Genomic DNA, 14,787 nt, shown 5'->3' on the forward strand with positions numbered 1-14,787 from the left:
GGATGCCGGCGCGCACGAGCCGGCTCCCCGCCCCCGACGTCCTCGAAGGCGCGTACCGCACCGACCCGGTGGTGCTGATCGCCGGTGAGCGGTCGTCCCTGAGCACCGCGCTCGCCGACGCGCTGGCCACCGCAGGCTGGCGGGTCCGGCACGAGGAGCCCGGCGACGGCGCCGAACCCGACGTGGTCCTCTGGCCGGCACCCGAGCAGCCCACCGGCTGGGACCAGGCGTCGTCGGCGCTGACCGACGCGCTGCTGCTGGCCGGTCGTGTGCAGGAGCCGTTGGAGCGGGTCGCGGAGTCCGGGCGCGCGGCGTTCGTGACGGTCACCCGGATGGACGGCAGGCTCGGGATGTCCGGTGCCGAGAACATGCCGAAGGCCGTGCTCGGTGGTGCGGTCGGCCTGGTCTCCACGTTGGCGATCGAGGCTCCCGCGCTGTTCTGCCGCTCGCTCGACCTGGCCCCGGAGCTTTCCGAGGAGCGTTGCGCCGAACTCGTGGTGGCCGAACTGCACGACGCGCGCTCGGATCTGGTGAAGTCCGGCTACTCGGCCGATGGCACCCGCTGGACGGTCGAAGCGGCCTACGAGGACGGCTCCGCCGACGGCTCCGCGGCACCGGAACCGGGGCCCGACGACCTGCTGGTCGTCACCGGTGGCGGCCGCGGTGTCACGGCCGCGTGCACGGTCGGTCTGGCCGAGCGATACGGCTGCGGCGCGCTGCTGCTCGGCCGCACCAAGCTGGCCGACGAGCCGTCCTGGACCGAAGGTGTGAGCGACGATGAGCTGAAGGCGGCCATCGCGGACCACCTGCGCGCAGAGGGGCGCACGCCCACACCGCGCGAAGTCGGCGGCCTGCACGGGGAGCTCGTCGCGCAGCGGGAGATCCGCCGGACCCTGGCGTCGATCCGCGAGAGCGGTGCGTTCGCCGAGTACCTGCCGGTCGACACCACCGACGCGGCGGCGACCGCCGAGGCGCTGGCGGCCTACCGCGACCGCATCACCGGGGTGGTGCACGGCGCGGGCGTGCTGGCCGACCAGCTCATCACCGCCAAGCAGGAAGCGGAGGTGGCGCGGGTCCTGGCGCCGAAGCTGGCGGGCCTGCGCTCGGTGCTCGGCGCGGTCGACCAGGACCGCCTGCGCCACCTGAAGCTGTTCTCGTCGGTGGCGGGGTTCTTCGGCAACCGGGGGCAGTCCGACTACGGCATGGCCAACGCCGCGCTGAACTCGCTGGCCTGCGCTTTCAAGCGGGAACACCCGGACGCGTCGGTCACCGCCGTCAACTGGGGAGCGTGGGACGGCGGCATGGTCACCCCCGGGCTCGCCAAGATGTTCGCCGAGCGAGGCGTCGAGCTGATCCCGCTCCAGACCGGTGTGGACGTGTTCGCCGAGCAGTTCCGGCCCGAACACTCCGGTGACGTGGTGTGCGTGGTCGGTCCCGGCAAGCCGCTGTCCGAACCGGAACCGCCGCGGTGGGACGGGGAAGTGCGCCTGCGCCGCGACCTCGGCCCGCTCACCGACGACCCGGTGATCGCCGACCACGTCATCGGCGGCGCCCCGGTCCTGCCGGCCGCGGTCGCGATCGGCGGGCTGCTCGACGCGGCGCGCCAGGTGCGCCCGGACGTGCGCGCGCTGGAAGAGTTCCAGGTGCTCAGCGGGGTCGTCTTCGACGGGTCGGTGCAGGCGTTGCACGTGGCGGTGGGGGCTGACGTCACCGCCTCGGACGACACCGGCAAGCCCCGGTACCGGGCAACCGCGCGCACGGACCTGCCCAGCGCCGAACCGCTGCGAGACCTGCCCCCGGCCACGGCGGGCGAACCGCTGGACCCGTACTCCGACGGGACGTTGTTCCACGGCCCGGCGCTGCGCGGGATCGAGCGGCTGCTCGCCGACGGCGACCGGCTCGTGCTGGGCTGCCGGCTCCGCGCGGCGGGCATCGCCGACGGCGCCTACGAAGTCGCCGGCTACCGGCCGGAACAGGCCGACCTGCTGCTCCAAGCGGTCCTGGTGTGGGTGCGCAGGCACCTGGGCAGGCCCAGCCTGCCCACTGCCGTCGGGCGCGTCGAACCGCACGCGCCGCTGCCGGACGGCGAACCGTTCCACGTCGTCGTCGACGAGGCCCGGGCCGCGGAGGGCTTGGTGCGGGCCACCGCCACCGCCTGCGACCAGGCGGGTGGAGTTCTGCTGCGGTTCCGCGACGTCGACGCGGTGGTCAGCACGGCACTGGAAAGCAAGTTCACGAGCAGCGAGCGGGGGAGCTGAGATGTCCAGCGGTACACCGATCGCCGTCGTCGGGATGTCGTGCCTGCTGCCGGGCGCGAGCACTCCCGAGGAGTTCTGGACGAGCCTGCGGGAGGGCGCGGACCAGCGCAGCCACGGTGGTCGCGAGGTGTTCGGCACCGATCCGAGCGTGCCGGGCGGATGGGGCGACGACCAGCACTCGATCACGACGACCCGCGGCGGGTTCGTCGGCGAGGTCGAGACCGACCTGGAAGGTCTCGGCCTGCCCGCCGAGGAGCTCGACGGCCTCGGCCGGGTCGTGCGATGGCCACTGCACACCGCCCGGCGGGCACTGGCCGACGCCGGGCTGCCCGAGTCCGCCGAAGTGCTCGCCCGCACGGGCCTGGTGCTGGGCAACTACTCGTTCCCGACCGAGGAGTCCTCGCGCTTCGTGCTGCCGATGCTGCGCGCCCAGGTCAGCGACGGGCTGCGCCGGGCGGGACTGCCGCTGCCCGACGACGCGTCGCCGCCGCCCGCCGCCGACCCGCGCAGCGTGTGGGCCAGCGGCCTGCCCGCCGGTGTCGTGCACACCGCGCTGGGACTCGGAGGACCGCACCTGGCACTCGACGCGGCGTGCTCGTCCACTCTCTACGGCATCGCGCTCGCCCGCGACTACCTGCTCACCGGTGCGGCCGACGTGATGCTGGCCGGGGCCGTGTGCGCGCCGGACCCGCTGCTGATCCAGCTCTCCTTCTCCGACCTGCGCGCCCTGCCCTCCGACGACGACGTCAGCCAGCCGTTCGACGCGCGCTCCGCCGGCATCGTGACCGGCCAGGGCGCGGGCGCGTTCGTGCTCAAGCGGCTGCCCGACGCGCTGGCCGACGGCGACCGCATCCACGCCGTGGTCGAGTCGATCGGTCTCGGCAACGACGGTGCGGGCAGGCACGTGCTCAGCCCGGACGCGGCGGGGCAGCTCGACGCCTACCGCGCCGCCTACGCCGACATCGATCCGGCCACCGTGGACTACGTCGAGTGCCACGCGACCGGAACACCGCTCGGGGACTCCACCGAGCTGCGCAGCCTCAGCGAGTTCTTCGACGGACGCGGGAGCGCGCCGCTGCTCGGCTCGGTCAAGGGCAACGTGGGACACCTGCTCACCGCCGCCGGGCTGACCAGCATGCTCAAGGTCATCATGGCGATGCGCGAGGGCCGGATCCCCGCGACGCCGGGCGTCGGCGAGGCGCTGAGCCCGTCAGGCGGTGAGGCCGCGGCCCGGCGCATGGTGCTCCAGGAGCGCGCGTGGCCGGAGACCGCGGGACGTCCGCGCCGCGCGGGGGTGTCGGCGTTCGGGTTCGGCGGCACCAACGCGCATGTGGTTCTCTCCTCCGAGCCCGGTCCGGAGCCTTCGCGGCACGCACCGCCGCAGCGGGTGCCGCGCATGGCCGTCACCGGCGTGGGCGCCAGGCTGGGTCCGCTGGAGACGACCGCGCCGCTACAGCGCAAGGTGCGCCGCGCGGAGAGCGGCCTGCGGGAACGTCCGGCCGGCCGCTGGTACGGCGCGGACGACATCGCAGAGCCGCCCGGTGGCCTCGGCGAGTCGGGCTACGCCGAGCAGCTCAAGGTCGACCTCTCCACCTACCGCATCCCGCCGTTCGAGCTGAACCAGGCGAACCCGCAGCACCTGATGATGTTCGAGGCCGCCGACGCCGCGCTCGCCGACGCCGGGTTCGACCACCCGGAGGAGACCTCCGGCGCCGAGCGGCGACCGGCCCGCCGCGTCGCGGTGGTCGTGGCGATGGAGATGGAGCCGCACACCCACACCCACCGCGCGCGCTTCGACATCGGCGCGCACGTCCGCGCCGAATGCGCCCGAGCCGGAGTAGAGCTCGACGGCGACGCACTGGAGCGCCTGGAGCGGTCGGTGCGCGACGCCGTGCACGAGCCGATCGGCGCCAACGAGGTGCTCTCCTACATCGGCAACATCATGTCCAGCCGGATCTCCGCGTCGCGCAACCTGGTCGGCCCGTCGTTCACGATCTCCGCCGACCGCACCGCGGGCGCGCGTGCGGTGGAGATCGCCGGTCTGCTGCTGCTCGACGAGAGCATCGAGGCCGTCGTCGTGGGCGGCGTGGACCTGGCCTGCGGACCGGCGAACGTCAACGCCCGCGCACGGCTCGCCGACGAGCGCGGCGAGTCGCTGCCGCCGCTCGGCGACGGCGCGGCGGCGGTCGTGCTGACGCGGGCCGGCCCGCAGGGGCGGGAGTACGCCACGGTCGACTCGGTCAGCCTGCGGCCGGACCCCGAGTCCGCCGCTCGCGAAGCCCTGCGCGCCGCGGGCGCGGACGCCTCGGCGGTGGACTACCTGGAGCTGGGAGCGGCGACCGCGGACGGGCTCGCCACCGAGGTGGCCGAGCTGGCCGGGGCATACCGCGCCGACGACCTGTCCTGCGCTGTCGGCGGCCTGGCGCCGCTGGTCGGTGACACGCAGGCCGGTTGCGCCGTCGCGTCGCTGGTGAAGGTCGCGCTGTGCCTGGACGGCGCGGAACTGCCCGCGACACCGGCCGAGCTGCCGCTCTCCGGACCGAAACTGGCGGAGAGCGCTTTCTACCGCGTGGACGAGCCGCGCCCGTGGCTGCGCCGCCACCGCGACGGCCGCAGGATCGCCGCGCTCAGCGCGGTCGGCAGCGGCACCGCCGCGCACGTGGTCCTGTCGTCGGGGCAGGTGGCCACCGGCGACGCGGTGCGCACGGCCCACGTCGCGGGGCCGCTGGTGCTCGCGCTCTCCGCCGACGGCGCCGAAGGGATCGCCGAGCAGGCCGCGCACTGCGCCGCCGAGCTCGACTCCGGCGGTGACGCGCTCGCGCTGTGCCGGGAGCACGCGCACGACGCGCAGAGCGCGAGGTTGACGGCGGTGCTGGTTTCGGACAGCGGCGACGGGCTGCGCGAGGAACTGCGCAGCGCCGAGCGCGACCTGCCCGCCGCGGTCGCCGACGGCGAGTGGAGCACCCCGGCGGGCAGCTTCTGCACCGGCCGGCCGCTGGGATCGCAGGGCCGCGTCGCGCTGGTCTACCCCGGTGCGTTCACGACCTACCCGGGGGCGGGGCGCGACATGTTCCGCATGTTCCCCGGGCTGCTCGCCGACTTCGAGGCCGAGTGCGAGCACCCGGCCGAGCGCTTCAAGCACCGCGAGCTCTACCCGCGGGCGCGGGAGCCGCTCGACCGGCGCACGATGCTGCGCCACGAGGCCGAGCTGCTCGACGACATCCCGGTCATGCTCGCCACCGGCACCAACTTCGCGGTGCTGGCCACCAGGATGCTGCGAGACGTGCTCGGCGTGCGGCCGGACGGCGGGTTCGGCTACAGCCTCGGCGAGAGCAGCATGCTCTTCGCCACCGGGGTGTGGTCGGCGCAGGCCCGCGACGACACCGCGCTCGCGGCCAGCCCGCTGTTCCGTGACGAGCTGCGCGGCCCCAAGCGGCAGGTGCGGCGGAGCTGGGACCTCCCGCCGGAGACGGCGGACTCGGCTGTCTGGTCGACACACGTCCTGCTGGCGGACCCCGAAACCGTGCGCGGCCACATGCGCGAGCTGGACCGGGTCTTCCTCACCCACGTCAACACCCCCGAGGAGGTGGTGGTCGCGGGTGATCCGGGCCAGTGCCGCGAGCTGGTCGAGCGGATTGGCTGCCAGGCGGCGAAGGCGCCCGCCAACCACGTGATGCACGTGCCGCTGGTCGATCCGCACCTGGACGCGCTGGCCGCGCTCAACGACTACCCGCTCGGCGAGCCTGATCCCGGGCTGGAGCTGCTGTCGGCCTACGACCACCAGCCGGTGGACTTCTCCGACCGGGGCCGCATCGCCGAGCGGATCGCCCGGACTCTGCGCGGTCCCATCGACTTCGCCCGGCTGGCGCGCACCGCGCACGAACGCGGGTTCCGCTACTTCGTCGAGGTGGGTCCCGGCTCGACCTGCACCAGGTGGATCACCGACACCCTCGACGGGCGGGAGCACGTCGCGGTGTCGCTGGACCGCCGAGGCGCCCCGGCCGGCGCCTCGCTGGCCAGGGCGGTGGCCCGGCTGGTCAGCAACGGCATGCGGGTGGACCTGACGCGGCTGCTCGGGATGCCCGACTCCGGCGCCCGAGCCGCGACGACCCACGTCGTGCCCTGCGGCGGGCAGTCCGTGGTGGAGCGCGTTCGCGAGGCGGCCGAGCCGGTACTGCACGCCGCTGTCCAGGCGGTGGCCGGAGCCCCGGACGCCGATCCGGCCGACGACGAGGCGATCACCATCGAGCACGAGCCGTTCGTGCACCTGACGACGGCGACGCGCGCCGTGCCCGCCCAGCGCGGTGCACCGCCTGCGCGACAGCATTCCGGGCAACGGTCGTTGCTGCCCGAACAGCGGCGCGCTCCCGGGCCTGTGCAGGCCATCGCGGCCACCGTCGGACGCGCGCACCGCAGCGCGCTTCGCGCGCAGGCCGCGCTCCAGGAATGCGCGCTGCGCGACCTCGAAAGGACGGAACCGGACGCGAGCGGCAACGGCTCAGCGCACGCCACCGAGCCGCCCCCGGCAGACCACCCCGCCGATCCCCCGTCGGGCGAGCGTGCCGATGTCGTGTGGGACGAGTCCGACCTCCTGGAGTTCGCGCAGGGACGAATCAGCGAGGTGTTCGGCCCCTCCTACGCCGAGATCGACTCCCACCCGGTGCGGGTGCGGCTGCCCGCCCCGCCGTACCTGTTCGTCAGCCGCGTCACCGACCTCGACGCCCGTCCGGGGCAGTACGAACCCTGCTCGCTGACCACCGAGTACGACATCCCGGACGACCCCTGGTACGCGGTGGACGGCCTGGTGCCCTGCGCGGTGACGATCGAGGCGGGTCAGTGCGACATGCTGCTGATCAGCTACCTGGGCATCGACTTCCGCAACCGCGGCGAACGGGTGTACCGGCTGCTGGACAGCAGCCTGGTCTTCCACGGCGACCTGCCCCGGCGGGGCCAGACGTTGCGCTACGAGATCAACATCGACCGCTTCGTCTCCACCGGCGACCGGCTGCTGTTCTTCTTCAACTACCGCTGCTACGCCGACGGCGAGCTGATCCTGGAGCTCTTGGAGGCGTCGGCCGGGTTCTTCAGCCGCGAGGAGCTGGACGAGTCTCTGGGCATCGTCGAGACCGACGCCGACCGCAGGCGCCGCGAGGCGATGACCCCGAGCGGCTTCAAGCCCCTGGCCCGCACCGACCGCACCTCGCTGACGGCCGCCGACCTGCGGCTGCTCGCGCAGGGCCGCCCCGGCGAGGTCTTCGGGCCGCGCTGGGACCAGTCCGCCGACGGCTTCAACCCGTCTCTGCGGCTGCCCGGCGACGCGCTCCGCATGATCGACGAGGTGCCGCGCATCGACCGGCTGGGCGGACCGCGCGAGCTGGGTGACCTGGCGGCGGTCAAGCACCTCGACCCGGACGGCTGGTACTTCGAGTGCCACTTCCCGGGTGATCCGGTGCTGGCCGGATCGATGGTGGCCGAGGGCGGCGTGCAGATCCTGCAGGTCTACGCCATGTACCTCGGAATGCACCTGGTGCTGCCCGACGCGGAGTTCCAGTCGGTGCCCGGGCTGCGGACCGAGGTCAAGGTGCGCGGGCAGATCACCCCGCGGACACCGCGCATCGACTACCACGTCGAGATCACCGAGATCACCATGCTGCCGCGCCCGACCGTGATCGCCGACATCACCGTCTACGACGGGGACAAGCCGATCGTGGCCATGCGCGACTTCGGCGTCCAGGTCCGGGAGAAGCCGGGCACGCCGTACCGCCCAGGGGAAGGCGGCGTGGTGCCCGAGGTGCGGCCGAGGCGCAACGAGTCCGGCGAGGCGGCGTTCATCAACGAGCTGCACCTGGCGCACGCGGCCAAGGGCCACCTCGGCACCGCGATGGGACCGGAGTTCGAGGTCTACGACGACCGCCGCGCGCCCTACATCCCCAACGGGGACTTCAGGTTCGTCGACCGGATCATGCGGCTGGACGGCACGCGCGGGCGGCTGGAGCCGGGCGTGTCGATGGCCACCGAGTACGACTGCCCGCCGCAAGCCTGGTACCACCACGAGGCCGCGGTCGAGGACATCCCGAACTGCGTCTACATGGAGACCTCGCTGCAGGCCGCGATCCTCCTCGGCTACTACCTCGGCGCGACGCTGGAGCATCCCGACCAGGAGCTGAGCATTCGCAACCTGGACGGCAGCGCCGAGCTGGTGAAGCGCGTCGACCTACGCGGCAGGACGATCCGGCACGAGACCACGATGCTCTCCAGCGGCACCGCGACCGGGGCGATCCTGCAGCGCTTCCGCTACGAGCTCTCCGCCGACGGCGAGGTGTTCTACCGCGGCGAGTCGCTGTTCGGCTACTTCACCGAAGAGGCGCTGGCCAACCAGGTCGGCCTCGACTCCGGACGCCACGTCGCACCGTGGCTAGACCGGCAGCACGACCTCGACCCCGCGCGGGTGCGCACCCTCCCGGTGCGCTGCGACGAACGCTGGTTCACCCCGCGCGACGGGCTGCGGCTCTCCGACGGGCACCTGCGGCTGGTCGACGAGGTCGACCTGGTCGAGGACGGCGGCGAGCACGGCAAGGGCTACCTGCGCGGCCGGCGCGAGATCGACCCGCACGAGTGGTACTTCGACTGCCACTTCCACCGGGACCCGGTGATGCCCGGCTCCCTCGGCGTCGAGGCCGTCATCCAGGCCCTGCACCTGTACGTGCTGGAGACCGGGCTCGCCGACCACCTGGGCGAGGCGACGTTCGCGACGCCGGTCGACGAGCGGATGGAGTGGAAGTACCGCGGCCAGATCCTGCGCACCGACGGCGAGATGACCTTCGACGCGCACATCACCGACGTTCGCGTCGACGACGACCGGGTGGTCGTGGTGGCCGACGCGAACGTGTGGAAGCCCGGACTGCGCATCTACGAGCTCACCGGCGTCGCCGTGCAGGCCCACCGCGTGAGCTGACAGCCGAGAACGGAGGTGCCCATGACCGCCACCACCGCACCCGAAGCGTCCCCCTCACCGGTACGCACCGACCCACCCGGCGTGTACGAGGCGCTGCGCAGGCTGGACCGGCCCTGCTACGTCGTCGACACCGGCGCCGGGTACGGGGCGTCCAACGAGCTGCCCGCCGACCAGGAGCAGGTGCTCGCCGCCGCGGGACCGCTGCCTCCGGAGCGGCTGGGCTCCAGCGCGTTCGGCGACCGGCACGGCACCCGCTACGCCTACATGGCGGGATCGATGGCCGGCGGCGTCGCTTCCGAGGACCTGGTCATCGCGATGGCGCGGGCGGGCCTGCTGTCGTCCTTCGGATCGGCCGGGCTGCTGCCGGAGCGCATCGAGAAGGCGCTGGTGCGCTTCGCGGAGGAGATCCCGGACCGCCCGTACGCGGTGAACCTCATCCACAGCCCCAGCGAGGAGGGCCTGGAACGCGGTGCCGTCGAGCTCTACCTGCGCCACGGCGTGCGCTGCGTCGAGGCATCGGCGTTCATGGACGTGACACCGCACCTGGTGCGCTACCGCGTCGCCGGGCTCGAACGCGGCGCCCAGGGCGCGCCGCTGGCCCGCAACAGGCTGATCGCCAAGGTGTCGCGACCCGAGGTTGCCGAGAAGTTCCTGCACCCGGCCCCGCCCTCGGTGGTCGACGCGCTGGCCGCCGACGGGCTGGTGACCGCCGAGCAGGCGGAGCTGGCCAGGCACGTGCCGCTGGCCGACGACGTCACCGCCGAGGCCGACTCCGGCGGCCACACCGACCGCAGGCCGATGCCCGCGCTGCTGCCGACGATCCTGCGCCAGCGCGACGAGGTGCGGCGTCGTCAGCGCTACCGGGAACGGGTCGGGATCGGCGCGGCCGGCGGGATCGGCACCCCGGCCTCCGCGACCGCGGCGTTCGCGATGGGCGCCGACTACGTGGTGACCGGCTCGGTGAACCAGTCCTGCCTGGAGGCGGGCACCTCGCCCGCGGTGCGCGGGCTGCTGGCCGGCGCGGGGATCGCCGACTGCGAGATGGCGCCGGCGGCCGACATGTTCGAGCTCGGCGTGCAGCTTCAGGTGCTCAAGCGCGGCACGCTGTTCCCGATGCGGGCCAAGCAGCTCTACGAGCTGTACCGCGACCACGACGGCGTGGAGGCGCTGCCGGAGGCCGAGCGCGAGCGGCTGGAGAAGTCGGTGCTGCGGCGTCCGGTGGAGCAGGTGTGGGAGGAGGTCGTCGGGTACTTCCGCCGGCGCGACCCGGACCAGCTCGAACGGGCCGCCGCCGACCCGAAGCGCCGGATGGCGCTGATATTCCGCTGGTACCTGGGGATGGCCTCGCGCTGGGCCAACACCGGGGAGGCCGGCCGGGAGCAGGACTACCAGATCTGGTGCGGCCCGGCGATGGGCGCGTTCAACGAGTGGGTGCGCGGCAGCCACCTGGCGGAACCGGACGACCGGGCGGTCGCCGAGGTCGCCTGGCAACTGCTGCGCGGCGCCGCCTTCACCAGCCGGGTGCACCAGCTCCAGCTCTGCGGCGTGCGGCTGCCGGCGTCGTGCGCCGAATACCGTCCGGAGGCAGGTGACCAGCGGTGACGACGGTGAACGAGGTCGCGTGGCGGGGAGCCGCCGGGAACTGGACCGGGCCCTATGCCGCTGCCGCCGAACTGGACGCCAGGCTCGGCGACCCGGCCGATCCGGACAACCCCTGCGGGTTCGCCGCGATGCGCGGGCGCGACGAGCGCGCCGCGTTCCCGGACGCGCTGGTCGAGTCCGCCGGAGAAGCGCTGCGGCTCTCCTACCTGCCCGCGCGCCACGGCGGTGAACTGTCCACTATGGACGAGGCGCTGGCCATGGTGCGCGTCGCCGCCCGGCGCGACATCACGGTCATGCCGGCCACCATGTTCAGCATCACCGCGGCCGGGTGCGTGCTGCTGGCGGGCTCCGACGAGCAGCGGCGGCGCGTGGTCGGCCTGCTGCGCGACGGCGGAGCGGTCGGGTTCGCGCTGTCGGAGGCCGAGCACGGCAGCGACCTGCTGTCCAACACCTGCGCGCTGACCCGGGACTTCGAAGGCGCGCTGCGGCTGGACGGGCACAAGTGGCTGGTCGGGCTGGGCAGCCGGTGCGACGCGCTGCTGGTCGTGGCGCGCTCCGGCGGTCGCGGTCCAGCGGCTTTCTCGACGGTCCTGGTCGAAGGCGACGCGGTACGCGACGCCCGCACCGGCGAGCAGCAGCGCCCGGCGGGCATGCGGGGCATCGACTTCGCCGGCTTCCGGTTCGACGGCACGCCCGTGCCGGAGGAGTCGGTGGTCGGCGAGACCGGGCGCGGCATGGAGACCGCGATGACGGCCATGCAACTGGTGCGCACGACCAGCGCGGCGGCAAACCTCGCCGGCACCGACACCGCGCTGCGGCTGGCGCTGGACTTCGCCACCGATCACGTGGTGGCAGGCAGCGCGCTGATCGACCAGGAGCACGCCCGCCGCGAGCTGGGCACCGCGGCGGCGGCCGTCGTCGCGTGCGACGCGCTGGCGCTGGCGTGCACCCGCGCCCTGCACACCGCGCCCGCCGCGGCCAGCCTGCACTCCAGCGTGGTCAAGAAGGTCCTCACCGAGCTCTCGGCGGAGGTCTTCGCCCGCTGCGCCGACGTGCTCGGCACCCGCAGCCAGCTGCCCGGCGCGTTCGAGACCGCGCGACGCGACAACGAGGTGGTCCGCTACGTCGACACCGGGCCGGTGGCCAACATCCGGCAGGTCGCGGCGCAGGTGGTGCGGGTGCTCGCCGCCGACGGCGGCGACCCGGACGACGCGCTCGCCGGCACCTTCGCGCTCGACGCGCCGCTGCCCGAGTTCCGGCTCGACCGGCTGGTGCTCTCCTGCCGCCGAGACCCGTTCGTCTCCGCGCTGCCCGCGGTGGTGGCCCGCGCCGACCGCGCCCTGCTGACCTCCGGCAACGGTGACGCGGCGGCACTCGTGCGGCAGGTGGCCCACGACCTCGCGGAGATGGGCGAGCACGCGGGCCGGGCCCGCGACGCCGAGGACCGCTTCGAGCACGCCGAACGCTTCTGCTACCTGCACGCGGCCGCCTGCTGCGTGCACCTGTGGTGGTTCAGCAGGCACCTGCCGCTGTTCGGAGGAGCACCGGAGTCACCGGAATGGCTGGCCGCCGCCCTGCGGCTGCTGCTGGACCGGGCCCGGGGCGTCACCACCCGGCTGCCCGCCGAGCTGGCCGAGCCGCTGGCCCGGCGCGCGAGGGCGCTGCACAGGTCGGGACGGCTGGTGTCGGCCGTGGCGCTCCCGCTCGCCGAGTCCGGCCGCGCGCACGCAGGCACCGAGGACGACCGAGGGAGGCACGATGGCTGAGCCGGCTCGCACGCTCGCCCAGGACCCGAGACTGGCCGACGCGGACCAGGTGCGGTGGACGCGGTGCCCGAGCTGCCGGGCGCTGGTCTACCTGCGCAGGCTGCGCCGCAACGGGCACGTGTGCCCGGACTGCGCGCACCACATGCGCATGGGGGTGCACGACCGGATCGGGTCCCTGCTGGACGACGGTTCCTTCGAGCGCTTCGGCGCGGACGTCGCGCCGGTCGACGTGCTGGGCTTCACCGACTCCCGCCCCTACACCGAACGGCTGGCGCAGGCCCAGCGCCGCAGCGGCTCCAACGAAGCCGTGTTGTGCGGCACCGGGACGATCGACGGCGCGCCGGTGGTCGTGGCCGCGCTGGACTTCGGCTTCCTCGGCGGCAGCGTCGGCGGCGTCACCGGTGAGCTGGTCGCCCGCGCGGCGCGCACCGCGCTGGACCGGCGGACACCGCTGGTGCTGGTCTGCGCTTCGGGCGGCGCCCGGATGCAGGAGGGCACCATCTCGCTGATGCAGCTGGCCAAGACCAGCCAAGAAGTCGCGCGGCTGCGCGAAGCAGGCGTCCTGGTCGTCAGCATCGGCACCGACCCGACCTACGGCGGCGTCACCGCGTCGTTCGGCATGCTCGGCGACGTCGTGGTGGCCGAGCCCGGCGCGCGCATCGGCTTCGCGGGCCCGCAGGTGATCCGCCAGACCATCAGGCAGGAGCTGCCCGCCGGTTTCCAGACCGCGGAGTACCTGCGCGACGCGGGCATGGTCGACCTCGTCGTGCCGCGCCACGAGCTGCGCACCCATCTCGCCCGCCTGCTGCGGGTGCACTCGGGCGGGCCCGCGGCCCCGGCGGCGGAGGGCGGGTACCGCACGCGGCCGCGCCCGGCCGCGGACCGGGACGCCTCGGAGGTCCTCCACGCCGCTCGCGACATCGGACGACCGAGCACATCGGACTACTGCGCCCGGATCTTCGAGGACTTCGTGGAGCTGCACGGCGACCGGCTTTCCGATGACGACCCCGCCGTCATCGCGGGCATCGGCACGCTCGGAGGACGGCCGGTGGTGGTCGTCGGCCACCAGAAGGGCCACGAGACCGCGGAGCTGGTGCAGCGCAACTTCGGCATGCCGCAGCCTGCCGGCTACCACAAGGCGCGGCGGATGATGGACTACGCCGAGCGGTTCGGCTTCCCGCTGGTCACCTTCGTCGACACCCCCGGCGCCTACCCCGGGGTGGACGCCGAGCAGCGCGGTCAGGGCACCGCCATCGCCGAGTGCATCAGCCGGATGGCGCGCCTGAAGGTGCCCGCGGTCTCCGTCGTCACCGGCGAAGGCGGCAGCGGTGGCGCGCTCGCACTGGGCGTCGGCAACGAGGTCCTGGTCCTGGAGAACGCCTACTACTCGGTGATCAGCCCGGAAGGCTGCTCGACGATCCTGTGGGGAACCGCCGAGCGCACCCCGCAGGCCGCCGAGCAGCTCCGGATCACCGCCGACGACCTGCTGCGGCTCGGCGTCGTGGACGGGGTGGTCGACGAACCCGCCGGGGGAGCGCAGCAGGACCACGCCGCCATGGCGGCCAGGCTCGCCGCCGCCCTGCGCACCAGCATCGGCGAACTGTCCGCAATGGACGGGGGCGCGCTGCTGGACCAGCGGCGGCGGCGCTTCGACCGGTTCGGAGACCCAGACCACAGCGACAGCGAGGTGCAACCATGACCGCGCACATCACCGACGGAACCGGCGTCACCCGGATCGCGGGTGAGGCACCCGAACACGGCGACAGCCTCGCGACCCTGCGCGCCGAGGCGGAACGGCTGATGCGCGCGGCGGGGCGGCCGGTGCGCCGGGTGAGCCTGCGCGCCGGCGGCAACGCGATCGAGGTCGACTGGGAGACCGGCGACGAGCCGGCAGGTGCAGCGGCGCCGGTCGGGCCCGCTGATCCGCCGGTCGAGGAGGCTGCGGGGGAGGACCGCGCGATCCGCGTCGTCGCGCCGCTCGTCGGCACCTTCTACCACGCCCCGTCACCGGGCGACGCACCGTTCGTCGAGGTCGGCGACGTGGTGGAGGAGGGCCAGCAGCTCGGCATCATCGAGGCGATGAAGCTGATGAACCCGATCACGGCCGACCGGCCGGGGCGGGTCCGCGCCATCCGGGTCCCCGACGGCGACCTGGTGGAGTTCGAGCAGGTGCTGGTCGAGCTCGACCCCGTCGAGGAGGTGTGAC

General features: G+C 73.9%; 6 protein-coding genes. All 6 read left to right on the forward strand.

All coding sequences use genetic code 11. From position 1 onward, the window contains the following. Window positions 1-2 precede the first annotated feature (2 nt). From HUO13_RS00110 to HUO13_RS00135, 6 genes are read left to right on the forward strand one after another with little or no spacing between them, the layout of a single operon-like run. The gene (locus HUO13_RS00110; protein ID WP_211899500.1) at window positions 3-2,258 is read left to right on the forward strand and encodes a KR domain-containing protein; all 2,256 of its coding nucleotides are present in this window, start codon (window positions 3-5) and stop codon (window positions 2,256-2,258) included. A 1-nt stretch (window position 2,259) separates the two neighbouring features. Beyond that, complete coding sequence (locus HUO13_RS00115) at window positions 2,260-9,213, forward strand: beta-ketoacyl synthase N-terminal-like domain-containing protein (RefSeq protein ID WP_211899501.1); 6,954 nt, start codon at window positions 2,260-2,262, stop codon at window positions 9,211-9,213. Window positions 9,214-9,234: 21 nt separating this feature from the next. Beyond that, window positions 9,235-10,815 (forward strand): PfaD family polyunsaturated fatty acid/polyketide biosynthesis protein, encoded by a 1,581-nt coding sequence (locus tag HUO13_RS00120; protein WP_211899502.1) that lies wholly within the window; start codon window positions 9,235-9,237, stop codon window positions 10,813-10,815. After that, window positions 10,812-12,581, forward strand: a complete 1,770-nt coding sequence (locus HUO13_RS00125; RefSeq protein ID WP_211899503.1) for an acyl-CoA dehydrogenase family protein — start codon at window positions 10,812-10,814, stop codon at window positions 12,579-12,581. Before HUO13_RS00120 ends, HUO13_RS00125 begins: the two co-directional genes overlap by 4 nt. Continuing rightward, window positions 12,574-14,280, forward strand: coding sequence for an acetyl-CoA carboxylase carboxyltransferase subunit alpha (locus HUO13_RS00130; RefSeq protein WP_211899504.1), 1,707 nt, complete (start codon window positions 12,574-12,576; stop codon window positions 14,278-14,280). The genes HUO13_RS00125 and HUO13_RS00130 overlap by 8 nt, the downstream gene beginning before the upstream one ends. Next, window positions 14,277-14,786, forward strand: a complete 510-nt coding sequence (locus HUO13_RS00135; RefSeq protein ID WP_211899505.1) for an acetyl-CoA carboxylase biotin carboxyl carrier protein — start codon at window positions 14,277-14,279, stop codon at window positions 14,784-14,786. The genes HUO13_RS00130 and HUO13_RS00135 overlap by 4 nt, the downstream gene beginning before the upstream one ends. The last annotated feature ends 1 nt before the right edge of the window (window position 14,787 follow it).

The sequence above is a fragment of the Saccharopolyspora erythraea genome (assembly GCF_018141105.1).
GTDB classification, from domain to species: Bacteria; Actinomycetota; Actinomycetes; order Mycobacteriales; family Pseudonocardiaceae; genus Saccharopolyspora_D; species Saccharopolyspora_D erythraea_A.

Coding starts and splice junctions, on each gene's coding strand:
- HUO13_RS00130 (WP_211899504.1), top strand. CDS start 12,574: ATGGCTGAGCCGGCTCGCACGCTCGCCCAGGACCCGAGACTGGCCGAC.
- HUO13_RS00115 (WP_211899501.1), top strand. CDS start 2,260: ATGTCCAGCGGTACACCGATCGCCGTCGTCGGGATGTCGTGCCTGCTG.
- HUO13_RS00110 (WP_211899500.1), top strand. CDS start 3: ATGCCGGCGCGCACGAGCCGGCTCCCCGCCCCCGACGTCCTCGAAGGC.
- HUO13_RS00120 (WP_211899502.1), top strand. CDS start 9,235: ATGACCGCCACCACCGCACCCGAAGCGTCCCCCTCACCGGTACGCACC.
- HUO13_RS00135 (WP_211899505.1), top strand. CDS start 14,277: ATGACCGCGCACATCACCGACGGAACCGGCGTCACCCGGATCGCGGGT.